This is a genomic window from Amycolatopsis antarctica, from assembly GCF_002262875.1.
Classification (GTDB): domain Bacteria; phylum Actinomycetota; class Actinomycetes; order Mycobacteriales; family Pseudonocardiaceae; genus Amycolatopsis; species Amycolatopsis antarctica.
The window spans coordinates 321,471-347,208 of sequence record NZ_NKYE01000007.1 but is presented as its reverse complement, the minus strand read 5'-3'; the positions used below and the strand labels follow the sequence as shown (position 1 = coordinate 347,208).

The 25,738-nt window shown below is 69.9% G+C and carries 25 protein-coding genes; 12 read left to right on the top strand and 13 right to left on the bottom strand.

The features are described from left to right. Positions 1 to 279 precede the first annotated feature (279 nt). The 4 genes from CFN78_RS14520 (at position 280) to CFN78_RS14505 (ending at position 3,130) form a co-directional block, all read left to right on the top strand. Positions 280 to 555, top strand: coding sequence for a DUF3311 domain-containing protein (locus CFN78_RS14520; protein WP_094863293.1), 276 nt, complete (start codon positions 280 to 282; stop codon positions 553 to 555). Positions 556 to 644: 89 nt separating this feature from the next. Further along, a complete protein-coding gene (gene mctP / locus CFN78_RS14515) occupies positions 645 to 2,237 on the top strand; it encodes a monocarboxylate uptake permease MctP (protein ID WP_240519453.1) in 1,593 nt (530 codons plus the stop codon). A gap of 39 nt (positions 2,238 to 2,276) precedes the next feature. Beyond that, a complete protein-coding gene (locus CFN78_RS14510) occupies positions 2,277 to 2,846 on the top strand; it encodes a peroxidase-related enzyme (RefSeq protein ID WP_094863292.1) in 570 nt (189 codons plus the stop codon). Between the two features lie 74 nt (positions 2,847 to 2,920). After that, positions 2,921 to 3,130 (top strand): DUF3072 domain-containing protein, encoded by a 210-nt coding sequence (locus CFN78_RS14505; RefSeq protein WP_094863291.1) that lies wholly within the window; start codon positions 2,921 to 2,923, stop codon positions 3,128 to 3,130. A gap of 179 nt (positions 3,131 to 3,309) precedes the next feature. Here the strand turns inward: CFN78_RS14505 and CFN78_RS29145 are convergent, their stop codons facing one another. Both CFN78_RS29145 and CFN78_RS14500 read right to left on the bottom strand, forming a co-directional pair. Then, complete coding sequence (locus CFN78_RS29145; RefSeq protein ID WP_165777556.1) at positions 3,310 to 3,459, bottom strand: hypothetical protein; 150 nt, start codon at positions 3,457 to 3,459, stop codon at positions 3,310 to 3,312. 347 nt (positions 3,460 to 3,806) lie between these two features. After that, complete coding sequence (locus tag CFN78_RS14500; RefSeq protein WP_094863290.1) at positions 3,807 to 5,003, bottom strand: ATP-binding protein; 1,197 nt, start codon at positions 5,001 to 5,003, stop codon at positions 3,807 to 3,809. 227 nt (positions 5,004 to 5,230) lie between these two features. Between CFN78_RS14500 and CFN78_RS14495 the strand changes: the two genes are divergently transcribed. Then, the gene (locus CFN78_RS14495; protein ID WP_094863340.1) at positions 5,231 to 6,259 is read left to right on the top strand and encodes a glycerophosphodiester phosphodiesterase family protein; all 1,029 of its coding nucleotides are present in this window, start codon (positions 5,231 to 5,233) and stop codon (positions 6,257 to 6,259) included. A gap of 128 nt (positions 6,260 to 6,387) precedes the next feature. Here CFN78_RS14495 and CFN78_RS14490 read toward each other — a convergent pair whose 3' ends face one another. Then, positions 6,388 to 7,185 (bottom strand): MerR family transcriptional regulator, encoded by a 798-nt coding sequence (locus tag CFN78_RS14490; protein WP_240519445.1) that lies wholly within the window; start codon positions 7,183 to 7,185, stop codon positions 6,388 to 6,390. A gap of 160 nt (positions 7,186 to 7,345) precedes the next feature. Here CFN78_RS14490 and CFN78_RS14485 point away from each other — a divergent pair, with 160 nt between their 5' ends. Further along, the gene (locus CFN78_RS14485) at positions 7,346 to 7,918 is read left to right on the top strand and encodes a DoxX family membrane protein (RefSeq protein ID WP_205660515.1); all 573 of its coding nucleotides are present in this window, start codon (positions 7,346 to 7,348) and stop codon (positions 7,916 to 7,918) included. Positions 7,919 to 7,959: 41 nt separating this feature from the next. Here CFN78_RS14485 and CFN78_RS14480 read toward each other — a convergent pair whose 3' ends face one another. Beyond that, positions 7,960 to 8,775 (bottom strand): ABC transporter permease, encoded by an 816-nt coding sequence (locus tag CFN78_RS14480; protein WP_240519444.1) that lies wholly within the window; start codon positions 8,773 to 8,775, stop codon positions 7,960 to 7,962. Further along, positions 8,772 to 9,755, bottom strand: a complete 984-nt coding sequence (locus CFN78_RS14475) for an ATP-binding cassette domain-containing protein (protein ID WP_094863288.1) — start codon at positions 9,753 to 9,755, stop codon at positions 8,772 to 8,774. The genes CFN78_RS14480 and CFN78_RS14475 overlap by 4 nt, the downstream gene beginning before the upstream one ends. A gap of 152 nt (positions 9,756 to 9,907) precedes the next feature. On the opposite strand from CFN78_RS14475, the gene CFN78_RS14470 reads away from it, so the two are divergent. Beyond that, on the top strand, positions 9,908 to 10,237 hold the full coding sequence (locus tag CFN78_RS14470; protein ID WP_133116356.1) for a hypothetical protein: 330 nt from the start codon (positions 9,908 to 9,910) through the stop codon (positions 10,235 to 10,237). On the opposite strand, the gene CFN78_RS14465 is transcribed toward CFN78_RS14470, so the two are convergent. After that, positions 10,215 to 11,516, bottom strand: coding sequence for an acetyl-CoA C-acetyltransferase (locus CFN78_RS14465; protein ID WP_094863286.1), 1,302 nt, complete (start codon positions 11,514 to 11,516; stop codon positions 10,215 to 10,217). The two genes, CFN78_RS14470 and CFN78_RS14465, sit on opposite strands and share 23 nt — an antisense overlap. Positions 11,517 to 11,613: 97 nt before the next feature. Here CFN78_RS14465 and CFN78_RS14460 point away from each other — a divergent pair, with 97 nt between their 5' ends. Together CFN78_RS14460 and CFN78_RS14455 are read left to right on the top strand one after the other, a co-directional pair. After that, positions 11,614 to 12,948 (top strand): 3-oxoacyl-ACP reductase, encoded by a 1,335-nt coding sequence (locus CFN78_RS14460; protein ID WP_094863285.1) that lies wholly within the window; start codon positions 11,614 to 11,616, stop codon positions 12,946 to 12,948. A gap of 1 nt (position 12,949) precedes the next feature. Then, positions 12,950 to 13,798 (top strand): MaoC/PaaZ C-terminal domain-containing protein, encoded by an 849-nt coding sequence (locus tag CFN78_RS14455; RefSeq protein WP_094863284.1) that lies wholly within the window; start codon positions 12,950 to 12,952, stop codon positions 13,796 to 13,798. Positions 13,799 to 13,810: 12 nt separating this feature from the next. On the opposite strand, the gene CFN78_RS14450 is transcribed toward CFN78_RS14455, so the two are convergent. Further along, entirely contained in the window at positions 13,811 to 14,488 is a 678-nt protein-coding gene (locus CFN78_RS14450; protein WP_205660514.1) for a TetR/AcrR family transcriptional regulator, read from the bottom strand. A gap of 265 nt (positions 14,489 to 14,753) precedes the next feature. Here CFN78_RS14450 and CFN78_RS14445 point away from each other — a divergent pair, with 265 nt between their 5' ends. Next, positions 14,754 to 15,281 (top strand): SCP2 sterol-binding domain-containing protein, encoded by a 528-nt coding sequence (locus tag CFN78_RS14445; protein ID WP_094863336.1) that lies wholly within the window; start codon positions 14,754 to 14,756, stop codon positions 15,279 to 15,281. Between the two features lie 4 nt (positions 15,282 to 15,285). Here the strand turns inward: CFN78_RS14445 and CFN78_RS14440 are convergent, their stop codons facing one another. Continuing rightward, positions 15,286 to 15,828, bottom strand: coding sequence for an FxsA family protein (locus tag CFN78_RS14440; protein ID WP_094863283.1), 543 nt, complete (start codon positions 15,826 to 15,828; stop codon positions 15,286 to 15,288). A gap of 68 nt (positions 15,829 to 15,896) precedes the next feature. Between CFN78_RS14440 and CFN78_RS14435 the strand changes: the two genes are divergently transcribed. Next, complete coding sequence (locus tag CFN78_RS14435; protein WP_094863282.1) at positions 15,897 to 17,321, top strand: pentapeptide repeat-containing protein; 1,425 nt, start codon at positions 15,897 to 15,899, stop codon at positions 17,319 to 17,321. Beyond that, the gene (locus CFN78_RS14430) at positions 17,311 to 19,014 is read left to right on the top strand and encodes a DUF885 domain-containing protein (RefSeq protein WP_094863281.1); all 1,704 of its coding nucleotides are present in this window, start codon (positions 17,311 to 17,313) and stop codon (positions 19,012 to 19,014) included. Before CFN78_RS14435 ends, CFN78_RS14430 begins: the two co-directional genes overlap by 11 nt. A 24-nt stretch (positions 19,015 to 19,038) precedes the next feature. Here the strand turns inward: CFN78_RS14430 and CFN78_RS14425 are convergent, their stop codons facing one another. The 5 genes from CFN78_RS14425 to pdhA form a co-directional block, all read right to left on the bottom strand. Continuing rightward, on the bottom strand, positions 19,039 to 21,069 hold the full coding sequence (locus CFN78_RS14425; protein WP_094863280.1) for an ABC transporter ATP-binding protein: 2,031 nt from the start codon (positions 21,067 to 21,069) through the stop codon (positions 19,039 to 19,041). Then, complete coding sequence (locus tag CFN78_RS14420) at positions 21,069 to 21,725, bottom strand: TetR/AcrR family transcriptional regulator (RefSeq protein WP_094863279.1); 657 nt, start codon at positions 21,723 to 21,725, stop codon at positions 21,069 to 21,071. Before CFN78_RS14420 ends, CFN78_RS14425 begins: the two co-directional genes overlap by 1 nt. Before the next feature lie 199 nt (positions 21,726 to 21,924). Next, positions 21,925 to 23,313, bottom strand: a complete 1,389-nt coding sequence (locus tag CFN78_RS14415) for a dihydrolipoamide acetyltransferase family protein (RefSeq protein ID WP_094863278.1) — start codon at positions 23,311 to 23,313, stop codon at positions 21,925 to 21,927. 10 nt (positions 23,314 to 23,323) lie between these two features. Beyond that, on the bottom strand, positions 23,324 to 24,352 hold the full coding sequence (locus CFN78_RS14410) for an alpha-ketoacid dehydrogenase subunit beta (RefSeq protein ID WP_094863277.1): 1,029 nt from the start codon (positions 24,350 to 24,352) through the stop codon (positions 23,324 to 23,326). Beyond that, positions 24,352 to 25,563, bottom strand: coding sequence for a pyruvate dehydrogenase (acetyl-transferring) E1 component subunit alpha (pdhA, locus tag CFN78_RS14405; RefSeq protein ID WP_094863276.1), 1,212 nt, complete (start codon positions 25,561 to 25,563; stop codon positions 24,352 to 24,354). Before pdhA ends, CFN78_RS14410 begins: the two co-directional genes overlap by 1 nt. Positions 25,564 to 25,738 lie beyond the last annotated feature (175 nt).

The following is a 25,738-nucleotide window of genomic DNA, read 5'->3' as shown; positions in this document are numbered from 1 at the left end:
TCGATTTGTAGTAAGAGGTCTGAATCGTCTGATTCACGCCCTCGACCTCGGAAAACGCCGTCTTCGCGCCCACGGCGTAGGGAATACATATCCCCGTTGTCCGACGGTGGACAACCGGCCATTGGTAGGTACCGAGAGTTCTTTACCTACGCGAACGACCTTCTGCTGGGCGATGTCGGAGATCGAATCGATACGCACAGGGCGTGACGGGCGCGGACCGCAGGTTCTAGGGTCAACGCGGCATTACCGCCGGGTGACACAGGGAACGGGTGAGTCCGCATGTCTGGCAAGGCCGCCGGGAAGGTCACGGGACTGCGCTACAGCCCGTGGAACCTGATCCTGCTGATCCCGCTCGCGATCCTGGTGACGCCGTTGTTCAACAGCGACCGACCCCGGCTCATCGGCCTGCCGTTCTTCTACTGGTTCCAGCTCGCGTTCGTCGTGGTCGGCGTGCTCTGCGTCGGCATCGTCTATGTGATGACCAGGGACAAGCCGACGACCACCGGTGCCGACAAGCTCTCCGTGGACGACCTGGACGAGGGAGAAACCCGTTGACGAACCAGGTTCTGGCGCAGGCGCCCGGCTCCGGTCTGCAGTGGACGGAGCTGATCATCTTCGGCCTGCTCTTCGGGCTGGTGACGGTGATGGGTTTCCTGGCCTCGAAGTGGAAGTCCGCGGCCAACCTCGACCACCTCGACGAGTGGGGCCTCGGCGGACGCAAGTTCGGTTCGTGGATCACCTGGTTCCTGCTCGGCGGTGACCTCTACACGGCGTACACCTTCGTCGCCGTGCCCGCTCTGGTCTTCGGCGCCGGCGCGATCGGCTTCTACGCCCTGCCCTACACCGTGCTCGTCTACCCGATCGTCTTCCTGCCCGCGCTGCGCATGTGGTCGGTCTCCCGCGCACACGGCTACGTCACGCCGGCCGACTTCGTCCGCGGCCGCTTCGGCTCGCCGACGCTGGCGCTGCTCATCGCCATCACCGGAATCATCGCCACGATGCCGTACATCGCCCTGCAGCTCGTCGGCCTCGAAGCGGTACTACGGACGATGGGGCTCAACGGCACCGGGATCGTCGGCCACCTGCCGCTGCTGATCGCGTTCGTCATCCTGGCCGTCTACACGTACCAGTCGGGGCTGCGGGCACCCGCGCTGATCGCGTTCGTCAAGGACATCCTGATCTACCTGGTGATCATCGTCGCCGTCATCTACCTTCCGGCGAAACTCGGCGGCTGGGGCGAGATCTTCGACATCAGCCAGGAGAAACTGCAGCAGCCGAGCCCGACGACGGGGCAGCCGAGCGGTTCGATCGTGCTCTCGGACAACAACCAGCTCCAGTACATAACGCTGGCACTGGGCTCCGCGCTCGCGCTGTTCCTCTACCCGCACTCGCTGACCAGTGTGCTCGCCTCGCGCGGGCGCAACGTCATCAAGCGCAACATGATCGCCCTGCCCGCGTACTCCTTCCTGCTCGGTCTGCTCGCGCTGCTCGGTTACGTCGCGCTGGCCGCGGGCGTCAAACCGATCAGCAACAACGCAACCGGGCAACCAGACTCGAACACCGTCGTGCCGGTTCTGTTCGACACGCAGTTCCCGTCCTGGTTCGCCGGGATCGCGTTCGCCGCGATCGGCATCGGCGCACTGGTCCCCGCGGCGATCATGTCCATCGCCGCCGCGAACCTGTGGACGCGCAACATCTACAAGGAGTACCTGAAGAAGGACGCGACGCCGGGCCAGGAAGCCAAGCAGGCGAAGCTCGCCTCGCTGATCGTCAAGTTCGGCGCGGTCGCGTTCATTCTCTTCATCGACCCGCAGTTCTCCATCGACCTGCAACTGATCGGCGGCGTGCTGATCCTGCAGACCCTGCCCGCGGTGGCGATCGCGCTCTACACCCGGTGGTTCCACCGCTGGGGCCTGATCGCGGGCTGGGCCGTCGGCATGGGCTGGGGAATCATCATGCTGTACGGCATCCCCAATCCGAAGACGGGCAAGGAGCACTTCGGTGGCTCGGCGCTGGTGCTGGACAAGCTGTCGATCTTTGGCTGGCGTCCGTTCGCCGGTTCGATGATGCAGATCTACCCGGGCTTCATCGCGCTGATCGCCAACATCGTGGTGGCCGTCATCGTCACCGTGATCGCCCGGCGGCTGAAGATCGTCAACGGCACCGACTCCACCTCCGGCCCCGACTACCACGTCGACGAGCACGACAAGGACCTGCGGCCGATCGGCTCTCAGTAAGGCCACCCCGCGACCGGAGCCTTGCCCTACCGTGGGGGCATGGACGAGGACGTGAGCCGGTTCGGCACGGTCGAACCGGCCGAACTGCCGGACGATCTGCGGGACCGGGTCGGCACGATCACGGAGAAGTCCGGTTTCGTGCCGAACATCTTCCGCGCGCTCGGGCACCGGCCCGCGGAGCTACGGGCGTTCCTCGACTACCACGACGCGCTGATGGACCGTTCCGACGGACTGAGCAAGGCGGAACGGGAACTCGTCGTGGTCGCGACCTCCGGGGCGAACCACTGCACGTACTGCGTGGTGGCGCACGGGGCGATCCTGCGCATCCGGTCGAAGGACCCGGAGCTGGCCGACCGGGTGTCGAGCAATCCGTGGGAAGTGCGGCTGGACGAACGCGGCCGCGCGATCGTCGACCTGGCGCTGGCACTGGCCCACGACCCGGAGCGGTTCGGCGACACGCAGCTCGCTGCCGCGCGTGCGGCCGGGCTGAGCGAGGACGAGATCTGGGACGTCGGCGCGATCACCGCGCTGTTCGCGATGTCGAACCGGCTCGCCCACCTGACGGCCCTGCGGCCGAACGGCGAGTTCTACTCGATGGGACGTTCGTAGCCGCCAGCCCTGCACTCCGCCCGCCGGACACGTACCGTCGAACGTACGTTCGACACATGATGACGGGAGGGCTCATGAGCGAGCCGCAGGAGCAGGACGTTTCACCGAGCCCGGAGAAGAATCCGCGGGACTGGGTCACCGGCGACGAGCCGATGACCGGTCCGCAGTCGTCCTACCTGCACACGCTGGCGCAGGAAGCCGGCGAGAACGTGCCGGACGGGCTGACGAAGGTGGAGGCGTCGAAGAAGATCGACGAACTGCAGGGCCGGACCGGTCGCGGCTGACCGCGGACTCGGTGGCGGACCTTCGAACGGGTCCGGGCAAATGGAAACCCCGCGATGCTGCCAGGTCGGGGGTCCGCCAGCATCGCGGGGTCAAGTGGAGTATCGACGTCGTACGCGACGGCGTTACACTCCACAGCCTTTGTGGCCCAGGTCACTATAGCTGATCGCGTAGTCGCAGGTCAGCGCATGTGGTTGTGGCGCGCCTGGGAGATCGCGATGAGCTCCTGGCGGACGGTCGAGGAGGTCGCGGTGTCGATCGCGCGACTGACCTCGCGGCGGGTGCGGGCCTGGGCGCGACGGGCGCGGAGCTTGGCGGCGATGTTGTTCATGTTCGGCGTCCCCTTCTGTGGCCCGATCCCCGGGCCGCTGATGTCCCGACTCGGCGGTTCGGGACCCTTCGTGGCTTGTGCCTCCAGTATGCACTTTCTTTCACAAACTCGCCAACGATCGTCCGGTGATGTGGCGCACTGACCGGCGAATCGTCGGCATAAGACGCGGATCTCCGGCCAAACATCGTGCCGCCGCTCACTCTTTGCCCGTATCAGTTAATATCGCGCACCATCTAGACAGCCATATACACCGCAATTCGTCGACATATTGCGGTCCACGGCAGCGCAATACGTCGACATATTGCGATCTGGTGGCACGCTGAGGGGCTCGTTCGGGGCGGAACGGCTCAGTCGTCGGCGCGGCCCAGCAGGTAGTTGCCGAAGTGCGGGACGGTGAACGCGATGTGCCCGCGCTCGGCGGAGTACACGAGGCCCTTCTTCATCAGGCTGTCCCGGGCCGGCGACAGGGACGAGGGTTTCCGCCCGAGGTAGACGGCCACGTCGGAGGTCCCGGCGCTCTCGTCGCGGCCCTGCGTCAGTTCCGCCATCCCCAGCAGGTACTCCCGCTCGGCCGGGGTGGCCCGCTCGTAGCGGGAACCGAAGAAGCCCACGGCCAGCTCCGACTCCGCCTCCGGCGCCGCGACCTGGACGTCCTCCGCGGTGATCGGGTCCGCCGGTGCCGCGTCCCAGGCGGCCTTGCCGTACGCCTGGATGAAGTACGGGTACCCGCCGGACCAGGAGAACAGCAGGTCCAGCGCTTCCGGCGTGATGCCCGCTTCCTCGCGTTCGATCGGGGCGAGCACGGCGCGGTCGGCGTCCTCCCGGGTCAGCCGGTCGATCCGGGCGTAACGGAAGAGGCGTTCCGAGTAGGACTTCGACGCCGACATCACCGCGGGCACGTGCGGCAGCCCGGCGCCGACGACGACCAGCGGCGCGCCGGACTGGGACAGTTCGTGGCAGGCGGCGCAGAGCGCGGACACATCGTCCGGCAGCAGGTCCTGGATCTCGTCGATCAGCAGGGCGACGCCGGTGCCCACATCGGCCGCCAGCTCCGCGACGTCGGTGAACAACTCCACCAGGTCGATCTCGATGTCGCCGGAGTCGGCGCGCCCCTGCGCGGCGGGAACGTCGATGCCGGGCTGCCACCGATCGCGCAGCTTCGCGTCCGCCTTGTTCGCCCGCAGGGCGAACGCCTTCAGCACCGCGAGCACGTCCTCCACCCGGTCCGGTGCCCGGTGCCGGACGGCCAGGTCGCGGATCGCCCGGTGCAGGGCGGCGGACAACGGCCTGCGCAGCTCGGCGTCCGGTCGCGCCTCGACCTTGCCCGCGCCCCAACCGTGCCGCACCGCCATCGACCGGAGTTCACCGAGCAGCACCGTCTTCCCGACGCCGCGCAGGCCGGTGAGCACCAGGCTGCGTTCCGGCCTGCCACGGGCGACCCGTTCCAGCACCACCTCGAACGCCGCCAGCTCGCGTTCCCGTCCGGCCAGTTCGGGCGGGCGCTGGCCCGCGCCGGGCGCGAACGGGTTCCGGATCGGGTCCATGACCTAGCACCGTATCGGCGTTTCTAGCGTCAGCGCGATATACGGCCAGAATTCCGTATCGGCGTGTCACCCCGGAGGTCGCCACCGAAGCGTTGGCAAGCCGGTCACCTGGACGTGGGGTGCCGGTAGCCGGAGCCTGGCACGCTGCGGACGTACCGGAGCCCCCGGCCGGCCCGGCGCGCAGCGGTACCCGAGGCGAGGAGGACGAGGTGCTGGGACGGGCGAGGGTGACGATCGCGGCGACCGTGGTGGCGACGCTGGCCGGGGGCCTGCTCGCCGGGACGGCGGCGGCCACGCCGAAGCGCGACTTCGACATCCAGGCGCATCGCGGAGGTCTCGGCCTGACGGTCGAGGGCACCATCCCGGCGTTCGCCAGGGCGCTGGAGCTGGGCGTGACGACGCTGGAACTCGACATTCAGATCACCGCCGACAGACGTGAGGTGGTGACCCACGATCGCCAGGTCAACCCCGCCAAGTGCGCCGACACCGCGCCGGTGGTGCCGGGCGATCCGGCGTTCCCGTACGCGGGCAAGTATGTGAAGGATCTGACGTTCGCGCAGGTCCGCACGCTGGACTGCGGTTCGCAGCGGCAACCGCAGCATCCCGGGCAGGAACTGGCGCCCGGCGCGCGGATGCCCACCCTCGCCGAGGTGTTCGACCTCGCGAGGGACCGGCGTGCGTACGGGATCCGCTTCAACATCGAGACCAAGGTGGAGGCGGCCGCGCCGGAGGAGACCGCGCCGAGGGAACTGTTCGTCCGCCGCGCCCTCCGGGAGATCCTGCGCTCCGGTTTCGCGCACAACGTGACCGTGCAGAGTTTCGACTGGGGAGCGTTGATGCGGATGCGGCGGCTCGCGCCCTGGCTGCCGACCGTCGCACTGACCCAGCCGGAGTTCCTGCAGGCCGGGCTGCCGGGCAGGTCGCCGTGGCTGGGCGGACTGGACATCGACGACTTCGGTGGCAGCCCGGTACGTGCGGTCCGTTCGTTCGGAGCCACGGCGTTGTCGCCGGTGCACGGCAACCCGCAGGACGGTGCCGTCGGCGACCCGGACTACGCGCCGTTCACCACCCGCGAGCTGGTGCGCGAGGCGCATCGGGCGGGCATCGCCGTCGTCCCGTGGACGGTGGACGATCCGGCGACGATGCGCAAACTCGTCGACGACGGCGTGGACGGCATCATCACCGACTACCCCGATCGCCTGCGTACGGTCGCCGCCGAGGCCGGTTTCCGGCTGCCGAAGCGCTACCGAGGCTGAGCATCGGGGCGTATATGGGTCTCTAGCGGCAACCCGATAAAGCCCGATAAGGCGGGATGGAAACCGATAGTGCCACCGGTGAACGGGTCTGCAGCCCCATCCACCGGCGAACCCCCAGTGCGATACAGCTAGTCGCTCAGGTGCCGCTCGGCGTAGACCTTCATCGCGTCCCGGATGAACTCCGAGGTCCCCTGTGCGTGCTGGTCGAAGTTGCCGCCGTAGCGCGGATCGGCCACGTACAGCTCACCGAGCCCGACGAAGTAGCCCTTCGTCACCGTCGACGACCGCGCGAGCCAGTCGTGCAGCCGCCGGGTCAGTGCCTGCGCGTGCTCACCGTCGTGCGGCTCGCCCGCCTGGCCCGCCAGCGCGAACTCGGTGGCGATGTCGATCTGCTCCTGCTGGACCGCCTTCTTCTCGGCGTCACTGAGCGAACGCCACCACCGGTCCCCCTTCGCGTAGGCCTCGCGGCCCCAGCGCTCGGTGACCTCCTGCTCGTACCGGGTGTGGTCGAAACCGTCGAACATTTCCTCTGCCATGAGTTGTTCACCTCCTTCCCTCTTGTGCAACGTCGTCCGCACCGACGCGATCTGCCGCCCGATGCGGTCCTGCTCCCGCTCCAGCCATTCCAGGTGGACGCGCAGCGCGGCGTCCCCGTCGCGCTGCCCGCCGAGCACCTCGGCGATGGCCGGTAGGCCGAGGCCGAGTTCGCGCAGCAGCAGGATCCGCTGCAGGCGGACGAGGGCGGCCTGGTCGTAGAACCGGTAGCCGTTGCGGCCGATCCGGCTGGGCTCGAGCAGGCCCTTGTCGCCGTAGTGGCGCAGGGTTCTGCTCGTCGTCCCGGCCAGCCGGGCGATGTCCTGGATCGACCACTCGCCCGGTACCGGCACTCCGACCGCCTCCCTCGTCTCCTCGTGCGGTGAGACCAACGGTAGAAGTTGACGCGACGTCAAGGTCAAGCGTCATTCGGAATTCCCCGTCGGACAGCCCGATCGAGCGGTGCGCGGGCCCGTGTCGCCGACGCTTAACCGCGCCCCGAAGTGGGTAACTTCGACCCAAGCACCGTTTCTCTCCTGGAAGGCGTCCACAGTGATCTTGCGTCGATTGGCCCGTCCGCTGCTCGCGGCCACGTTCATCTACGGCGGCATCAACGCCCTGCGCGCGCCGGAAGGTCACGCGAAGGTGGCCGAACCGGTGCTGGACAAGACCGTCGGCAAGCAGGCCGACATGCTGCCGGACGCCGTTCCCACCGACGCGCTGACGCTGGTGAAGATCGACGCCGGGGTGAAGATCGCGGCGGGCACGGCGCTCGCCCTCGGCAAGTTCCCGCGCCTGGCCTCGCTGGCGCTGCTGGGCAGCCTGGTCCCGACGACCGTCGCCGGGCACCCGTTCTGGGCGTCCGAAACCCCCGCCGAGCGCGACCAGGAACTGATCCACTTCCTGAAGAACGCCGGGCTGGCAGGCGGTCTGCTGATCGCCGCGGCCGACACGCACGGCAAGCCCTCGCTGGGCTGGCGGGCCCGTCGAGCCGCACGCCGCGCGGGTGTGTTCGTCGACGGGGCGGGCGACTCGGTGCAGGACACCGTCCGCGGGGCACGGACGAAGACCACCTACCTGGCGGGACGCGCGTCGAAGGCGGTCGAGTCGGCGCTGCCGAACTGACCCGGACGGCCCGGCGGGACGATACCGCCGGGCCCGCGCGCCTACTTGCTGGCCACCTTGCGGTACTTGGCGGCCGAGAGCGGCGCGAAGATCGCGATGATCACGATGCAGCTCAGCACGGCGTAGAGCGCGGCGTTGTCGGCCGCCCAGCCGCTCGGTTCCGGGAAACCGGTCGGAGCGTTGTTGCCGAACAGGTCCCGGGTCGCGTTCACGGCGGCGGTGAACGGGTTCCAGTCGGCGATCGGCCGCAGCGCGCCCGGCAGACTGGACTGCGGCACGAACGCCGAGGAGATGAACGTCAGCGGGAACATCCAGATCAGCCCGGCGCTGTTCGCCACCTCGACGCTCTTCGAGATCAACCCGATGTACGCACCGACCCAGGACATGGCGAAGGCGAACATCAGGATCACCAGGTAGCCGAGCACCGCGTCGAGGAAACTGCCGCGGATACGCCAGCCGATCAGCAGGCCGGCCCCGGTCATCACGACCAGCACCACCAGGCTCAGTACCTGGTCGGCCGCCGTGCGCCCGAGGATCACCGCGAGCCGGGACATCGGCAGGGACCGGAACCGGTCGATGATGCCCTTCTGCAGGTCGCTGGCGAAGCCGATCACCGTGTACGAGGAGTTGAACGCGACGGTCTGCGCGAAGATCCCGGCGATCAGGAACTCGCGGTACTGCGCGCTGTCGCCGCCGGGACCGCCGATGGCGCCCCCGAAGACGTAGGCGAACATCAGCACGAACATGATCGGGAAAGCCGTGGCGCCGATCAGCCATTCCGGATTGCGCTGGACGTTCTTCAGGTTCCGCCAGATGACGACGCCGCTGTCGGACATTCCCTTGGTGAAGGTGTTCACGCCTTTGCCCCCTCGTCCTGCGGCGCGTGGCCGGTGAGCGAGAGGAACACGTCGTCCAGCGTCGGCCGATGCAGGCCGACGTCCAGCACGGCGACGTTCTCCCCGTCCAGCCTGCGCAGGGCCTCGATCAGCGCCTTCGGCCCGCCCTCGACCAGCACATCGACCCTGCGGGTGTGGTCGTCGACGCCCGGCTCCCCGACGCCGACCTCGGCCAGCACCCGCCGGGTGACGGCCAGGTCCTCGGGCGAGGCGACGACGATCTCCAGCCGTTCACCGCCGATCTCGTTCTTCAGCTCGTCGGCGGTGCCGCGGGCGATCACCTTGCCCTTGTCGATCACCACGATGTTGTCGGCGAGCTGATCGGCCTCCTCCAGGTACTGCGTGGTCAGCAGCACCGTCGTGCCGTCGGAGACCAGTTCCTTGATGACGGCCCAGGTGTCCAGCCGCCCGCCGGGGTCGAGCCCGGTGGTGGGCTCGTCCAGGATCACCACCGTCGGTTCGGCGACCAGCGCGCCCGCCAGGTCCAGCCTGCGCCGCATCCCGCCGGAGTAACCCTTCGTCGGCCGGTCGGCGGCATCGGTCAGCGCGAACCGGGAGATCAGCTCCCTGGCGCGGGAACGCGCGTCGGCCTTGCGCCTGCCGTAGAGCCGGCCGACCATGTACAGGTTCTCGAAGCCGGTGAGGTTCTCGTCCACGGCGGCGTACTGGCCGGAGAGCCCTATCGAGTTGCGTACCGAGTCGGGATCGGCGAGCACGTCGTGCCCGGCGACGGTGGCGGTGCCGGAATCGGGACGCAGCAGCGTGGTCAGGATCCGTACTGTGGTGGTCTTGCCCGCACCGTTCGGGCCGAGCAGCCCGAGCACCTTGCCGGACGGGATGTCGAGGTCGACCCCGTCCAGCGCCCGGGTCGATCCGTACGTCTTGACCAGCGCGCGCGCCCGTACCGCGATGCCCTCGGGCACGCCCCTCGCTTCGGCCATGATGCTCCCTCTCGGTCTTTGCGCACAGCCTAGGAGCAGCCGCCGACAAAAGTCGCACGTATTTCACCACCGGCAGAATCGTGATTGGCGGCGGCCGGAAATCATGTCGATGATCGATGACGGCGCCGATCCCGATCACTCATCATCTCGATATGACGACCGACCACAGCCTGCCCGGACCGGACCGTGAGCCGCTTGGTCGCGCCTTCGTCGTCGACATGCAGGTGTCGGTGACGGTCACCGACGAGCGGGCGGTGCGGGAATACGCGCATGCCCGGATAGACGAGGCCGAGTTCGCCGATCCGGCGAAGGCCGAGGTCCACCACGACGAGGTCGAGAAGAACCTCGCCGCGGCGGTCCGCTTCGTCGTCGGCCCGCGTGGCGCGGCCGGCTTCACCGAGGACGTGCCCGGTCTGCACGCCCACTCGGCGACGCACGGCGTCAGCGAGCAGCCGCGGCCTACCGCTCGACGATGGCGGTGACGCCCTGGCCGCCCGCCGCGCAGATGGAGATCAGGCCGCGCCCGGAACCCTTCTCCGCCAGCAGTTTCGCCAGCGTGGCGACGATCCGCCCACCGGTCGCGGCGAAGGGGTGACCCGCCGCCAGCGAGGACCCGTTGACGTTCAGCTTCGCCCGGTCGATGCTGCCCAGCGGCGCGTCCAGGCCGAGGCGCTCCTTGGCGAACGCCGGGTCCTCCCACGCCTTCAAGGTGGCCAGCACCTGCGAGGCGAACGCCTCGTGGATCTCGTAGAAGTCGAAGTCCTGCAAGCTCAGCCCGGCACGTTCCAGCATCCGCGGCACCGCGTACGCCGGCGCCATCAGCAGTCCCTCCCGCCGTTCGCCGTCCGAACCGCCGTGCACGTAGTCCACGGCCGCGGTCTGGCTGAACGTGAGAAAGCCGAGCACCGGCAAATTGCGGGCGGAAGCCCATTCCTCGGTGGCCAGCAGAACGGCGGAAGCGCCGTCGGTCAGTGGCGTGGAGTTGCCCGCCGTCATGGTGCCCTCGGGGCCGCCGAACGCGGGCTTGAGCTTGCCGAGTTTCTCGGCGGTCGAGTCGGCGCGCAGGTTCGCGTCGCGGGTCAGCCCGAGGAACGGGGTGACCAGGTCGTCGAAGAAGCCGCGGTCGTAGGCGGCGGCCAGGTGCTGGTGGCTGGCGGCGGCGAGGGCGTCCTGCTCGGCGCGGGTGACGCCCCATTCCTTCGCGGTGATCGCCGCGTGCTCGCCCATCGACAGTCCGGTGCGCGGTTCGGAGTTGCGCGGGATCTCCGGGACGATGTGGCCGGGGCGCAGCTTGGTGACCAGCTTGAGCCGTTCGCCGACGGACTTCGCCGAGTTCAGCCGGACGAGCAACTGCCGCAGCTCGTCGTTGACGGCCAGCGGCGCGTCGCTGGTGGTGTCCACTCCGCCGGCGACGGCCGAGTCGATCTGCCCCAGTGCGATCTTGTTGGCCATGTTGATCACCGCCTGCAGGCCGGTGCCACAGGCCATCTGCACGTCGGAGGCGGGCGTGGCCGGGGACAGCCTGCTGCCGAGAACGCTTTCCCTGGCCAGGTTGAAGTCGCGCGAGTGCTTGAGCACGGCGCCCGCGGCGACCTCGCCGAGCACCTCGTCGCGCAGCGCGAACCGGCTCACCAGGCCGTTCAGCGCGGCGGTGAACATGTCCTGGTTGGACGCCTTCGCGTATGGTCCGTTCGACCGCGCGAACGGGATGCGGTTGCCGCCGATGATCGCGACCCGCCGGACGTTCTGCTGTGCGGCCATGTCTCCTCCAACGCGCCTGTGCTTGTGCTCTCATCGTAACCTACCGGCCAGTAAGTTACGCTGTGGACCAACACACACCGTGCAGGAGGCGAACCCGATGGCCGACAAGTACCAGCAGTTCACCCGCAGCGCGGTCGGACGGTTCGTGGTGCCGAAGCTGGGCCTGCCGAACCCGACGCCGCTGCGCCGCCACAAGACCGGCCAGCCGCCACTGGACGGTCCCGCACTGCTCGGCGCCGCACCCGGCGGACGCCTGGAGAAGACGCTGCGCACGCAGCTCACCGCGGCCGGGATCGAGGTGCTCGACGTTCCGGCGGAGGGCACGAAGCACGGCGCGCTCGTCTTCGACGCCACCGGAGTCACCGATCCCGCGCAGCTCCGCGAGCTGCACACCTTCTTCCACCCGGTGATCCGCAAGGTGGCCACCTGCGGCCGCGTCGTCGTCCTCGGCAGCACCCCGGAACTCGTCGACGGCCGGGAACGCATCGCCCAGCGCGCGCTGGAGGGGTTCACCCGCTCGGTCGGCAAGGAACTCAAGCGGGGCGCGACGGCGCAGCTCGTCTACGTCGCCCCCGGCGGCGAGCAGGCCGCGGAGTCCACGCTGCGCTTCCTGCTCTCGGCGAAGTCGGCCTTCGTCGACGGCCAGGTCATCCGCGTCGGCGACGCCCCCGCCCCCGAACCGGAGAACTGGGACGAGCCGCTGAACGGCAAGGTCGCGCTGGTCACCGGTGCGTCGCGGGGGATCGGCGCGGCGATCGCCGCCACGCTGGCCCGCGACGGCGCACACGTCGTCGCCCTCGACATCCCGGCGCAGGGTGGTGACCTGTCGGCGGTGGCGAACGAGATCGGCGGCTCCGCGCTGCAACTGGACATCACCGCCGCGGACGCCCCGGCGAAGCTCGCCGAGTACCTGACGCAGCGGCGCGGCGGGGTGGACGTCGTGGTGCACAACGCCGGGATCACCCGCGACAAGACGCTCGGCAACATGACCGAGGGCGGCTGGGACTCCGTGCTGGCCGTGAACCTGTCCGCCCAGCTCGCCGTGAACGACACGCTGCTGGCGGAGAAGGTGTTGCGGGACAACGGAAGGATCATCGGCGTCTCGTCCATCGCCGGGATCGCGGGCAACGTCGGGCAGACCAACTACGGCACCAGCAAGGCGGGCGTCATCGGCATGGTCGACACCTACGCCCCCGAGCTGGCCAAGCGCGGCGGCACGATCAACGCGGTCGCGCCGGGCTTCATCGAGACCAAGATGACGGCGGCGGTGCCGCTGATGATCCGCGAGGGCGGTCGCAGATTGTCCAGCCTCTCGCAGGGCGGACTGCCGGTGGACGTCGCGGAAACCATTGCCTGGTATGCCAATCCGGCGTCCACGGCGGTCAACGGCAACGTGGTCCGCGTGTGCGGCCAGGCCCTGCTGGGGGCGTGAGATGAGCGTCCGGGAACTCTCCGCCGCACCGAACGCCGCCGCGCTCTACTCGAAGGCCGCGCTCGGCGGCCTGCGCCACCCCGGCGGGGATTCCCTGCCGGGCAACGAGTTCGTCCTGCCGGGTGTGACGGTCGACCCGGCGGAACTGGCGGCCTACAACCAGGTCTGCGGTTTCCCGCTCACCGACGAGCTGCCCGGCACCTACCCGCACGTGCTGGCGTTCCCCCTGCAGATGGCGCTGATGACCGAGCCGGGCTTTCCGTTCCCGCTGCTCGGCATGGTGCACGTGGCGAACCGGATCACCCAGCACCGTCCGGTGCGCCTCGGCGAGGAGTTCACCCTCCGCGTGCGCGCCGAGAACCTGCGCGACCACGCCAAGGGCAGGCAGTTCGACGTCGTCAGCGAGCTCGTACCGTCCGGTTCGGACAGTCCCATGTGGACGGACGTGAGCACGTACCTGCGCCGCGACGGCGGTTCCGGCGGAGGGAAGCGTGAACAGCTCGCCCCGCCGACGCCGAGCGCGATCTGGCGGGTACCGGGCGACATCGGCCGCCGGTACGCCGCCGTCTCCGGCGACCGCAACCCGATCCACCTGCACCCGCTCACCGCGAAGGCGTTCGGTTTCCCCTCGGCCATCGCACACGGCATGTGGACGAAGGCGCACAGCCTGGCGTCCTTCGAGGGCAGGCTGCCGGACGCCTACACGGTGGACGTCCGCTTCGCCCAGCCCGTGCTGCTGCCCGCCAAGGCGGGGTTCACCTCATGGCGTACCGGCGACGGCTGGGCCTTCGAACTCTGGCACGCCCGCAAGCCGAAACCGCACCTGACCGGCACGGTCACCTTCGACTGAGCACGGCCGTGCTCAGGCCGCCGGATCGGACGGGGTCCAGAGCTTGCCCTCGACGAGGTCGTTGAAGCCCAGCCAGACGAGGTTCATCAGCCAGGACGCGAGCATGCCCTCGGTGACCGAGGGGTGGTCGATCCACCAGTCGGCCAGCGACTCGGCCGCGCCGACCAGCGCCACGGCCAGGCCCTCGCCCGACTTCTGCACCTGGTCGGCCAGTTCCGCCCGGCTGCCCGCCGACTTCACCAGCACGGCGACGAGCTCGATCGCCTGCTGCCGGAGCTGGTTGATCTCGTCGGCGAAGGTGCCGCCGACGGCGAGCGCCTGCCGGTGCAGCACGGTCCACGAGTCGCGGTACTCGTGCACGAACCGGTAGAACGAGCGGAGTCCGTGCCAGAGCTGCATGTCCGGGGCCAGCTCGGGCCGGATGCCGGCGGCGACCGCGTCCAGCAGACGGGCCGACTCCCGGCGGATGCAGTGCGTGAACAGGTCTTCCTTCGAACCGAGGTAGGCGTAGATCATCGGCTTCGAGACGCCGGCGACCTCGGAGACCTCGTCCATCGACGCCGGGTGGTAGCCGTACCGGGAGAAGACCTGCACGGCCGCGTCCAGTATCTGCCGCTCCCGCACCTCGCGTGGCAGGCGCTTGGAACGCCCGGCGGGGCGCGTCTTCTCCGGCTGTTCCGCCTCGGGCACGTGCTGGACCTCCCTGTTCCGTCGTAGACGCTACCTGTATCGCTTCACCTCGTGGGTGGGCAACGTCTTGCCGCTCTAACTACCCGTCGGTAGCGTGAGGCGCGATCGAGGTCGTGGAGGTGGCGAGTCCGTTGTGCGTACCGAGGCTCGACCGGTGAACGCCCAGGCCAGAACCTGGCGGGCCCGGCTGACGCGACGACTCGCGCCGGTTCCGGAACCCTCCGGCTACGCCCCGGCACGGCCCGAACTGGACGCCTTCGCCGCGATGCTCGAAATCGGCAAGCTGAGTCCGGGGCAGTTCGTCACCGTGCTGGAGACCCTGCACATGCTCGGCACCGCGGGCGCGGGCGTCGAGCTGAGTTCACTCTCCACGCCGAGGCTGGTCGACATCGTGCACAAGGCCTCGCGGGAACAGGTCGCCGCGCTCGCCGAGCACGAGGAGCTGCGGGCTGTCTTCCTGCACGAGATCTTCCGCCGGATGGGCGAGCAGCTCGTCCCGGAACGCGCCCGCAACGTCAGCTTCGTGGTGTCCTGGCGCTTCCCGCGTCCGGGTGCGGCCGAGGAGTACGACCGCTACCAGCTCCTGATCGAGGACGGCGAGTGCACCAGCGGGCCCGACCTCGGCCTGACCCCCGACACCACGATCACCCTCGGCGTGGACGACTTCATCCGGATGGCCACCGGGGTCGCCGCGGTGGCGCCGATGTTCGTCACCGGCAAGGTCAAGGTGAAGGGCGAGTACGCCCCGGCGGTCCGGTTGAGCAGTTACTTCGACATGCCGACGCCGAACTGAGGCCTCACGGCTGGTCGATCACCGGGCGCTGCGCGGGATCCGGCCGGGGGCGCTCCGGCCGGTCGTCCTCGACGATCTCGCTGTCCACCACGATGACGCGGTCCTGATCGGCGCGGTCCTGACCGGGAGGGCCGAACGGGTTCTGTGCGCCCATCGATCCCATCGAGCCCATCGGGCCGATGCCGCCGTGCTGCATCATCGGCGCCTGACGTTCCAGCCTGCGCAACCAGGCGCGGCGGAACAGCGCGCGCGTCGGCAGCAGGAGCAGCAGGCCGGCGAGGTCGCTGACGAAGCCGGGCAGCAGGATCAGCAGCCCGCCGAGCGCGATCAGCATGCCGTCGGTGACCTCGTTGTGCGCGGGTTTGCCGGCGCGGGCGGTGTCCATGAACGCCCTGGCGGCCTTGCCTCCCTCGCGCCGGGCGAGCCAGGAGCCGAGGACGGCGCCCGCGACCAGCAGACCCAGCGTCGGCAGCAGGCCGATCGCGGAGCCGACGGCCCAGACGGCGGCCACTTCGGCGACGACGTAGAGCAGGAACACCAGTGCCATACCCGGACAACGTCCGAGTCGCCCGTTTTGCTCCCGGATCACCCGGCGGGCCGATAACGTCACCGTCCGTGTGGAGCTGGCAGGCCGGTGAGGTGGCGCGTTACCTGGCGATCGCGGTGCTGCTGATCGCGGCCGCCGCCGTGCTCCGGCACGGTGCCCGGGACCGCGAGCGTGGACGTGGCCTGCCGACGCTGCCGACGCGCCGGTACGGCGACCGGACGATGGTCGGCTCCGTCCTCGGCTGGCTGTTCATCGCGGTGCTGGTGCTGGCCGCCACCTCGGTGGGCCTGCTCTGGCTGCTCGGCTGGCCCGCCTTTCCGCCCGCCCGCGAGTTCGGCGTGGCGCAGGTGCTGGAGCTGCTGAAGATCGCGCTCGCCGTCGTCGCCGGTTTCGGCGGGGTGGTGCTGCTGGCGGTGAACTTCCGCAGGCAGAAGGTCACCGAGGCGGAGCACGAACTGGCCACCGCGCACGCGGAACGAGAGCAGACGCAGGGCTACAACGAACGGTTCGGCTCGGCGGCCGAGCAACTCGCGCACGACAGCGCCGCCGTGCGGCTGGCCGGCGTGTACGCGATGGCCGGGCTCGGCGACGACTGGTCCGGCCAGCGCCAGGTCTGTGCCGAGGTCCTCTGGGCCTACCTGCGGTTACCCGTGGCAAGCGGGGCCGGGGAGGCGGAGGTACGGGCCGCCGTGCTGCGGGTGTTGCGCGACCGGCTCGGCGTGGATCGGGACTCGCACTGGCACGCCCTCGACTTCGACTTCACCGGGGTCGAGTTCGTCGACACGGACTTCAGCGGCCTGCGCTTCGACGGCACGGTGATCTTCGACGGGGCGCGGTTCTCCGGCGAGCTGACCTCGTTCCAGGGGACCCGGTTCGGCGGCCTGCTCTCCTGCCACGGCACTACCTTCGCCAGTGAACGGACGGACTTCTCCGGCGTCGAGTTCCGCGGCTCCGGGCGTGCCGAGTTCGTCGGCGCGCGCTTCGAGGATGGGGTGCTCGCGCTGGAGTCGGTGGACGCGACGGCGGGTACCGCGATCGACTTCTACCGTTGCGCCTTCGCCGGGACCACCGTCGAACTCGCCACCGGAATGCGCTACGCCGGACTGGTCCGCTTCGATCGGTGCGAGTTCACCGAATGCCCGGTCACCATCGAGACGGACCGCACCTGGATCGAGGACGGATCACTGATCGGCCGGGTGCTGGTGTCCGACTGCACCCTCGAAGGCGGCTCGCTCGACCTGTGTGGAGTCGCCGACTACGGTGCCTACCTGAGGCTGACCGACACCACTTTCGACACCGTGCAGGTCGTACTGGCCGGCACCTTTCCCAGCGGCCACGCCCGGCGCATGGACCCGGCGCGCAACAGCCGCTTCGTCGCCCGCCGGATCACGCTGCGCGACACCGACCTGCCGTTGCCGGTGAAGGTGCTGGCCGGGGACGCGATGGTGGCACCGGACACCCGCAGCGGGGAAGAATGGCGCAATGCCGAGTGACGAACGCCCCGTGCGCGACCTGGCCGACGCCTACGTGGAGGGGCTCGCCGAGCTCGACCCGATCATGGCCACCATGGTGGGCATCCGCCCCGGCGACGACAGGATGCCGGACTTCTCGCCGTCCGGGCAGGAGTCACGGGACGGGCTGGCCCGCGCCACGCTCCGCCGTCTCGACGAGGCCACCGGCGGAGGCACCGGTGGGGACACCGACCCGGCCGACGGTGACGAACGCCGGTGCGGACGCCTGCTCCGCGAACGCCTCGGTGCCGCGCTGGCCACCAGCGCCGCGGGCGAGCCACTGCGCGACGTCAGCAACCTGATGGGGCCGGTGCAGCAGACCAGGACGGTCTTCACGCTGATGCCGACCGAGACCCCGGACGACTGGGCCGTCGTGGCCCGCCGGATGGCGCGGGTGCCGGAGGCACTGGCCGGCTACCGGGCCTCACTGACCGAGGGCCTGTCGCGTGGCCTGCTCGCCGCGCCGCTACAGGCGAGCACCCTCGTCGAGCAGCTCGCCCAGTGGAACGCCGCGGCCGAGGGTCGCGGCTGGTTCGCCGGGTTCACCGACGCGGCCGAGGTGCCGCCCGCGCTGCGCACCGAACTGGAGCAGGCCGCCGCGTCCGCGACCTCGGCGACCACCGACCTGCGCTGCTGGCTGGCCGACGAGTACCTGCCAAGAGCGGAGGGCACCCCGGACGGCGTCGGCGAGGAGCGCTACCGGGTGGCCGCGCGGCAGTGGACCGGTGCCGATCTGGATCTGGCCGAGGCGTACCAGTGGGGCTGGGCGGAATACCGGCGGCTGGTCTCCGAGATCGAAGCCGAGGCGGCCCGCGTGCTGCCCGGTGCTTCCGCGGCGGAGGCGATGGCGCACCTGGACGAGCACAGCGAGGTGGTGCACGGCGTCGAGGAGATCCGGCTGCGGTTGCAGCGGATGATGGACGAGGCGATTGCCGAGCTGGACGGCACCCACTTCGACCTCACCGAGCCGATGAGGACGGTCGAGGCGCGGATCGCTCCGGCGGGCAGCGCCGCCGCCCCGTACTACTCCCGGCCGTCGAAGGGGTTTGCCCGGCCGGGCCGCACCTGGCTGCCCACGCTGGGGCGCACCAGTTTCCCGCTGTGGGGCCTGATCAGCACCTGGTATCACGAGGGTGTCCCCGGACATCACCTCCAGTTCGCGCAGTGGACCGGGATGGCCGACCGGCTCTCCACGTACCAGGCGACCGTCGGCTCGGTGAGCGCCTGTTCGGAGGGCTGGGCGCTGTACGCGGAGCGGCTGATGGACGAGCTGGGCTACCTCGAACCGCAGGGTGCCCGGATCGGCTACCTGGAGGCGCAGCTCATGCGGGCCGTGCGGGTGGTGATCGACATCGGCATGCACCTCGGCCTGCCCGTCCCGGCGGGCTCACCGGTCGGGGACGGGCAGCGGTGGACGCCGGAGCTCGGGCGTGCCTTCATGGCCGCGCACAGCGGGCGCGGGCAGGCGTTCGTGGACAGTGAGATCGTCCGGTATCTGGGCCGTCCGGCGCAGGCGATCAGCTACAAGCTCGGCGAACGGGCCTGGCTGGCCGGACGGGAGGCGGCGAAGGCGAACCACGGCGCGGCCTTCGACCTGAAGTCGTGGCACATGTCCGCGCTCGCCCTCGGCGCGCTCGGACTCGACGACCTGGCCGGCGAACTCGCCGCCCTCTGAGCCGCACGCCGCACGCACCCGCCGTCACCGGTAGGCCTCGGCCTGCAGGGTGAACAGGTGCGCGTACTGGCCGCCCGCGTCCATCAGCTCGGCGTGCGTCCCGGCCTCGGCGAGCTTTCCCTTGTCCAGCAACAGGATCCGCTCCGCCCGGCGGACGGTGGAGAAGCGGTGCGAGATGTAGAGGGTGGTCCGCCCTTCGGCGAGTTCACGCAGCCGGGCGAACAGGTCGTGCTCGGCCTGGGCGTCCAGCGCGGAGGTTGGCTCGTCGAGGACGAGGATGGGCGCGTCCCGCATGAACGCGCGCGCCATCGCGACCTTCTGCCACTCCCCGCCGGAGAGGCTGACGCCCTGGTCGAACCAGCGGCCCAGCGGGGCGTCGTAGCCGCGCGGCAGCCGTTCGATCCGTTCCGCCGCACCGGATCGGGCCGCGGCCGCCTCGACGCGCGGCCGGTCCTCCAGCCGTGCCAACTCGCCGAGCCCGATGTTCTCCGCGGCGGTCGCCTGGTACGTCACGTAGTCCTGGAACATGGCGCTGATCCGCAGCCGCAGCTCGTCCGGGTCGAACTCGCGCAGGTCGACGCCGTCGAGCAGGATGCGCCCGGCGGTCGGGTCGTAGAGGCGGCAGAGCAGCTTGATCAACGTCGACTTGCCCGCTCCGTTGCGGCCGACCACGGCGACGGTCTCGCCGGGCCGGATCTCGAAGCTCACCCCGTCGAGTGCGGGGTCGGCCGAACCGGGATACGCGAACGACACCTCGTCGAACTCGATGTGCCCGCGCAGCGGATCCGGTACCGGTCGCGGTGCCGCCGGCGCGGTGATTCCCGGTGGCGTGGCGAGGAACTGGTAGAGCGTGTCCAGGTACAGGTTGTTCTCGTACATCCCGCTGAACCCGGTGAACAGGCCCTGCACGGACGTCTGCACGGCGGTGGCGGCGGCTGTGTACAGCGCGAGGTCGCCCAGGGTCAGCCTGCCCGCGACGGCCTCCAGCGCAATGTAGAGCGCGATCGCGGAACCGGCCATCGTGCTCAGCAGTGACCACGCCGTGCCGACCAGGTTGCGGTTGCGGGTGAGCTTGCGCTGCCGGTCGTAGTGGACCTCGCCGAGCTTGCGGAACCGGTCGACCAGGTACGGGCCGAGGCCGTAGAGCTTGGTCTCCTTGGCGTTGACGTCGGTGGTGACCAGCGAGGAGAGGTAGTCCATCCGCCGCCGGATCGGCGAGACCAGGAACGACAGCCGGAACGCCCGCGCCCCGTACTTCGACTGCGAGATGAACGCGGGCACCGGGGCGAGCAGCGCGACCAGTGCCAGTAGCGGGCTCACCCAGACCAGCAGCGCGATCATGCTGCCGAAGGTGATCGACGTCTTGATCAGGCCGAGACCGGAGTTGATCATCGACATCGGCCTGGTCGGTGCCTCGCGTTCGGCCTGGCGCAGCAGGTCGTAGGAGTGGGAGCCCTCGAAAAACGCCAGGTGCAGGGTCGAGGCGTGCCGCATCACCTGGTGCCGGATGGTCAGCACCATCCGTTCCTGCAGCAGCGCCTGCGCGATGTTCGTCAGCGCCGAACTGATCGCGGTGAGGGTGAAGATGCCGAACTGGAGCAGCGTCAGGCCGACGATCTTCGCGGTGGACGTCAGTTCCGCGTGCACACCGATGATCGGCAGGCTCAGCGCCGTCTGGTCCGGACGTCCCTGCGTGCGGATGCCGATCGCCTCCACGACGGCGTCCAGCAGCAGCTTCGCCGAGTACGCGGTCGCCGTGGGCAGCAGCCCGGCGATCACGGTGACGACACCGAGCACGATCGTCAGCGGCGGGCTCGCCTGCCAGGTCAGCCGGACGACGCGCGGCAGGGCGCGGACCGTCCCGCCGATCGCCTCGCGCAGTCTGCGCAGCCGGGAGCGCAGGTCCTTCGCGGTGTCGGCGGGTGCCGGGTCGGGTATGTCGATGGGTCCGGTGAGCCCGCTGGCGGCGACGCTCTGCGCCGCTTCGCGAGCCCGGCGGAACTGCGCGCGGCTGGGTCCGAACCGGCCACTCGGCCCGTCGCCGACGCCCGGCATCATCCGGCGGCGCCGGGTGCGGTGGTCTCCCCGTGCAGCGCCCCATAGAGCAGGACGTCGACGATCTCCTTGCCGGACAAGGGTTCCTCCTCGGCGGGCTGGCGCGATCGGCTCATCAGCAGGGTCAGCAGCAGGGAGGCGAGCTGGGTCGGCGGCAGGCGCAGTCCGTCGCCCTCGGGGACGATCAGCTCGGCGACGGCGGTGCGCATCGTCGTGAAGGATTCGGTGCGCCGTTCCCGCCGGGCTCGCTTCGCCACCCGCCGGGCCTCCCGCGCGTCGTCCTCGGATCTGGCGTCCTCGGATCTGGCGGCGTCGGGCGGATTCCGGCGGTGGCGGCCCGCGGCGTGCGTGGCAGCCAGCAGCGCCCCCATCCGTTCCAGGTGTGCGGAGAGGGCGTCGGCCGCCGCGGCCAGCCGGTCGGCCAGGGGCTGGTCGAGCGGGATGCGGGCGAGCGCTTCGACGACCTGGTCGGGACGGAACGCCTCGTCCAGGCAGGCGTCGAGGAGTTCGTCCTTGTCGGTGAACGCCCGGAAGATCGTCCCCTCGCCGATGCCGGCCGCCCGGGCGATCTGGCTGGTGGTGATGGTGGCGCCGTGTTCGGCGACGAGTGGGAGCACGGCGCGCACGATCATCGCGCGCCGGTTCTCCGGATCCATGCCGGGAGCGCGGCGTCTGGCGGGTGTCGGTGTCACGCCGGGCAGTGTGCGGAGTGAGCACTCACTCCGTCAACCCGACTCGCTTTCCTCGGCGCTGCCGGGTCTGAACGGAACAAGGGCCCGGAGCCGTGCTGGCTCCGGGCCCCTTGCCCTGGTGGTGACCGTCTCCGGAAGACCCGGAAGACCCGGAAGACCCTGCCTAGAAGGTGATCGCCATGGCCGGGTCGCCGAGTACCGCCGCCACGTCGGCGAGGAACTGCGAGCCCTGCTGCCCGTCGACGACGCGGTGGTCGAACGAGAGCGACAACTGCATCACCTTGCGCACCGTGATCTCACCGTCGACGACCCACGGCGTGTCCCGGACGGCGCCGAGCGCCAGGATGCCGGACTCGCCGGGGGTGAGGATCGGCGTTCCCGCGTCGACGCCGAACACGCCGACGTTGGTGATGGTGAACGTCCCGTTGATCATGTCGCCGTGCGGGGTCTTGCCGTCCCGCGCGACGGTGGTCAGCTCGCCGAGCGCCCCGGCCAGCTCCGCCAGCGTCAGCGACTCGGCGTCGCGGACCTTCGGCACGATCAGGCCGCGCGGGGTGGCCGCCGCGATGCCCAGGTGCACGTAGTCCTTGAAGACGATCTCCTGCGCGGCTTCGTCCCAGGCGGCGTTGATGTCCGGGGTGCGCTTCGCCGCGAGGCAGACGGCCTTGGCCGCGAACGCCAGCGGGGTCAGCTTCACCCCGGCGAACGCGGGCGAGTTCTTCAGCTTCGCCCGCAGTTCCATCATCGGCGTCACGTCGACGGTCAGGAACTCGGTGACGTGCGGGGCGGTGAACGCGCTCTGCACCATCGCCTGCGCGGTCATCTTCCGGACGCCCTTGATCGGCACCCGGCGTTCCCGCGTGGCCGGGTCGTACCCGACCCTGCTGTCCACAGTGGACACACCGGAAGTGGCGGGGGCACCACTGGCCGCGCGGTGCACATCGTCGCGGGTGATGACGCCACCGTCGGCGGTACCGGTCAGCGAGCGGAGGTCGACGCCGAGGTCCTTGGCGAGCTTGCGTACCGGCGGCTTCGCCAGCGGCACGTAACCCCCGGCCGGAGCCGCGGGCGCGGCCGGAACAGCCGGAGCGACCGGAGGCGGGGGAGCCGGGACGACCGGAGCGGCGGGAGCGACCGGAGCCGAAGCGGCGGGCGTGGTCGGGGCCTTGCGCGCCTTGCGCTTCGCGACGACGGCCTTGGAGCCGTAACCGACCAGCGGCTTCATCTCCTCGTGCCCGGTGTCCTCGGCGGCCCCGTTCGTCTCGGGTGCCGCGGCCGGTGCGGCGGCCGGAGCCGCGGCGCCGCCGGGATCGACGTCGACAGTCAGGATCGGCGTGCCGACCTCGACCGTCTGCCCCGGCTCGACGAGCAGTTCGGTGACCACGCCCGCCCACGGGATGGGCAGCTCCACGGCCGCCTTGGCGGTCTCCACCTCGACGACGATCTGGTTGACCTTCACCTCGTCGCCCGGCTTCACGTGCCAGTTCAGGATGTCGGCCTCGGTCAGCCCCTCCGCGGTGTCGGCGAGGGGAAAGTGCTTGTAGTCAGGCATTTCTCGTTCCTTACCAGGCCAGCGAGCGGTCGACGGCGTCCAGCACCCGGTCGAGGTCGGGGAGGAAGTACTCCTCGAGCTTCGCGGGCGGGTACGGCGTGTCGAAACCGGTCACGCGCAGCACCGGTGCCTCCAGCGAGTAGAAGCACTCCTGCTGGACACGGGCGGCGATCTCGGAGGTCAGCGAGGACTCCGAGGACGCCTCGCTGACCGCCACCAGACGGCCGGTCTTACGGACGGACTCGAACACCGGGTCCAGGTCCAGCGGGGACAGCGTGCGCAGGTCGATGACCTCCAGCGAGATGTCGTCCTCCGCGGCGGCGGTGGCCGCGTCGAGCGCGACCTTCACCGAGGGGCCGTACGCGACGACGGTCGCGGACGTGCCGGTGCGCAGCACGCTCGAAGCGAACAGCGGGCCGGGGGTCGCGGTGGTGTCCACCGGGGCCTTCAACGCGCCCGAGTGGTAGAGCTTCTTCGGCTCGAAGAACAGCACCGGGTCGTCGCACTCGATGGCCTGGCGGATCATCCAGTGCGCGTCGGCCGGGTTCGAGCACGAGACGACCTTCAGGCCGGGGACGTGCGCGAACAGCGATTCCGGCGACTCGGAGTGGTGCTCGACGGCACCGATCCCGCCGCCGAACGGCACCCGGATGACGACCGGCATCTTGATCCGGCCCTGCGAGCGGTAGTGCAGCTTCGCGAGCTGGCTGACGATCTGGTCGAAGCCGGGGAAGATGAAACCCTCGAACTGGATCTCGCACACCGGACGGAATCCGCGCACGGCGAGACCGACGGCCGCGCCGATGATGCCGGACTCGGACAGCGGGGTGTCCAGCACGCGCTGCTCGCCGAAGTCCTTCTGCAGCCCGTCGGTGATCCGGAAGACGCCGCCGAGCTTGCCGACGTCCTCGCCCATGATGATGACCTTGTCGTCGGCCTCCATGGCCGCGCGCAGGCCCAGGTTCAGGGCCTTGCCGATGGTGAGGTTCTGCACGTTCGTGCTCGTTCCGTCCACTCCTGCCTTGGTGGGTGCGCTCATCAGTGGCCACCTGCCGTTTCCGCGAAGCCGGCGAGGTAGGAGAGGTACTCCTCGCGCTGCTTGTCCAGCAGCGGGTTGCCCTCGGCGTAGACGTTGTCGAAGATCCGCGACGGGGGCGGGTCGGGCATGTTGAAGCAGTAGTCGCGCAGCTCGGCGGCGAAGCGGTCGGCCTCGGCGTCCACCTCGTCGAAGAAGGCCTGGTCGGCGAAACCGGACCGGGCGAGGTAGGCGCGCACCCGCTCGATCGGGTCCTTCAGCTTCCACTCCTCCAGCTCGTCGGAGAGGCGGTAGCGGGTCGGGTCGTCGGTGGTGGTGTGCGCGTCCATCCGGTAGGTGAACGCCTCGATCAGCACCGGGCCGTTGCCGTGCCGGCACTCCTCCAGCGCCCACCGGGTGACGGCGAGACAGCCGAGAACGTCGTTGCCGTCGACGCGGATGCCGGGGAAGCCGTAGCCGCGGGCGCGCTGGTACAGCGGCAGGCGCGACTGGCGCTCGGTGGGCTCGGAGATCGCCCACTGGTTGTTCTGGCAGAAGAAGACGACGGGGGCGTCGTAGACGGCTGCCCAGACGAAGCCCTCGTGCACGTCGCCCTGGCTGGTGGCGCCGTCGCCGAAGTAGGTGACGGTGGCCTGACCGTCCTCGTCGCCCACCTTGCCCTCGAACTTCTGCCCCATCGCGTACCCGGCGGCGTTGAGCACCTGGTTGCCGATGACGATGGTGTACGGGTGGAAGCCGTGCTTCTTGAAGTCCCAGCCGCCCTGGTCGGAGCAGCGGAAGATGCCGAGCAGCTCGCGGAAGTCGACGCCGCGCGTGTAGGCGACGCCGTGCTCGCGGTAGCTGGGGAACGCCATATCGCCGGGCTTCATCGCACGGCCGGAGCCGACCTGCGCGGCTTCCTGGCCGAGCAGCGGAACCCAGATGCCGAGCTGGCCCTGGCGCTGCATCGCGTTCGCCTCACGGTCACCGCGGCGGACGATCACCATGTCGCGGTAGAGGTCCTGCAGAGCCTTGCCGTCGATGTCGGCGACGTAGGGGTCGAACTGCGGGGAGTGCACCCGCTGCCCCTCGGGTGTCAGGAGCTGGGTGAGGTCGGAGCCACCTTCCGATGTTGCTCGCAAACCTGCGATCACCTGTTCCGGTGACGGTTGTCCCGCGACCACGGCGGGGCCTTCGCCGGGCTCCGGGCGCGTCCACTGTTCGTCGGACGACATGCGCTTGTCTCCTCGTGTCTGTGCCGCGCGCCCGCTTGTGGCGGGCCCTGCGACTGCGCCGGCGGCCGCGAGGTGCTCGATTGGAAGCGCGCTCGGGTCACCGTCGGCGATGACGGCGTGTTCGGCGTCATCCTGTCATGCGGTCCGGCCGTCCGGTCAGTCCCCGAAGCCAATT

Coding starts and splice junctions, on each gene's coding strand:
- CFN78_RS14520 (WP_094863293.1), top strand. CDS start 280: ATGTCTGGCAAGGCCGCCGGGAAGGTCACGGGACTGCGCTACAGCCCG.
- mctP (WP_240519453.1), top strand. CDS start 645: ATGGGTTTCCTGGCCTCGAAGTGGAAGTCCGCGGCCAACCTCGACCAC.
- CFN78_RS14510 (WP_094863292.1), top strand. CDS start 2,277: ATGGACGAGGACGTGAGCCGGTTCGGCACGGTCGAACCGGCCGAACTG.
- CFN78_RS14505 (WP_094863291.1), top strand. CDS start 2,921: ATGAGCGAGCCGCAGGAGCAGGACGTTTCACCGAGCCCGGAGAAGAAT.
- CFN78_RS29145 (WP_165777556.1), bottom strand. CDS start 3,459: ATGAACAACATCGCCGCCAAGCTCCGCGCCCGTCGCGCCCAGGCCCGC.
- CFN78_RS14500 (WP_094863290.1), bottom strand. CDS start 5,003: ATGGACCCGATCCGGAACCCGTTCGCGCCCGGCGCGGGCCAGCGCCCG.
- CFN78_RS14475 (WP_094863288.1), bottom strand. CDS start 9,755: ATGGCCGAAGCGAGGGGCGTGCCCGAGGGCATCGCGGTACGGGCGCGC.
- CFN78_RS14470 (WP_133116356.1), top strand. CDS start 9,908: ATGACGACCGACCACAGCCTGCCCGGACCGGACCGTGAGCCGCTTGGT.
- CFN78_RS14465 (WP_094863286.1), bottom strand. CDS start 11,516: ATGGCCGCACAGCAGAACGTCCGGCGGGTCGCGATCATCGGCGGCAAC.
- CFN78_RS14460 (WP_094863285.1), top strand. CDS start 11,614: ATGGCCGACAAGTACCAGCAGTTCACCCGCAGCGCGGTCGGACGGTTC.
- CFN78_RS14455 (WP_094863284.1), top strand. CDS start 12,950: ATGAGCGTCCGGGAACTCTCCGCCGCACCGAACGCCGCCGCGCTCTAC.
- CFN78_RS14445 (WP_094863336.1), top strand. CDS start 14,754: ATGCTCGAAATCGGCAAGCTGAGTCCGGGGCAGTTCGTCACCGTGCTG.
- CFN78_RS14440 (WP_094863283.1), bottom strand. CDS start 15,828: ATGGCACTGGTGTTCCTGCTCTACGTCGTCGCCGAAGTGGCCGCCGTC.
- CFN78_RS14430 (WP_094863281.1), top strand. CDS start 17,311: ATGCCGAGTGACGAACGCCCCGTGCGCGACCTGGCCGACGCCTACGTG.
- CFN78_RS14425 (WP_094863280.1), bottom strand. CDS start 21,069: ATGCCGGGCGTCGGCGACGGGCCGAGTGGCCGGTTCGGACCCAGCCGC.
- CFN78_RS14420 (WP_094863279.1), bottom strand. CDS start 21,725: ATGGATCCGGAGAACCGGCGCGCGATGATCGTGCGCGCCGTGCTCCCA.
- CFN78_RS14415 (WP_094863278.1), bottom strand. CDS start 23,313: ATGCCTGACTACAAGCACTTTCCCCTCGCCGACACCGCGGAGGGGCTG.
- CFN78_RS14410 (WP_094863277.1), bottom strand. CDS start 24,352: ATGAGCGCACCCACCAAGGCAGGAGTGGACGGAACGAGCACGAACGTG.
- pdhA (WP_094863276.1), bottom strand. CDS start 25,563: ATGTCGTCCGACGAACAGTGGACGCGCCCGGAGCCCGGCGAAGGCCCC.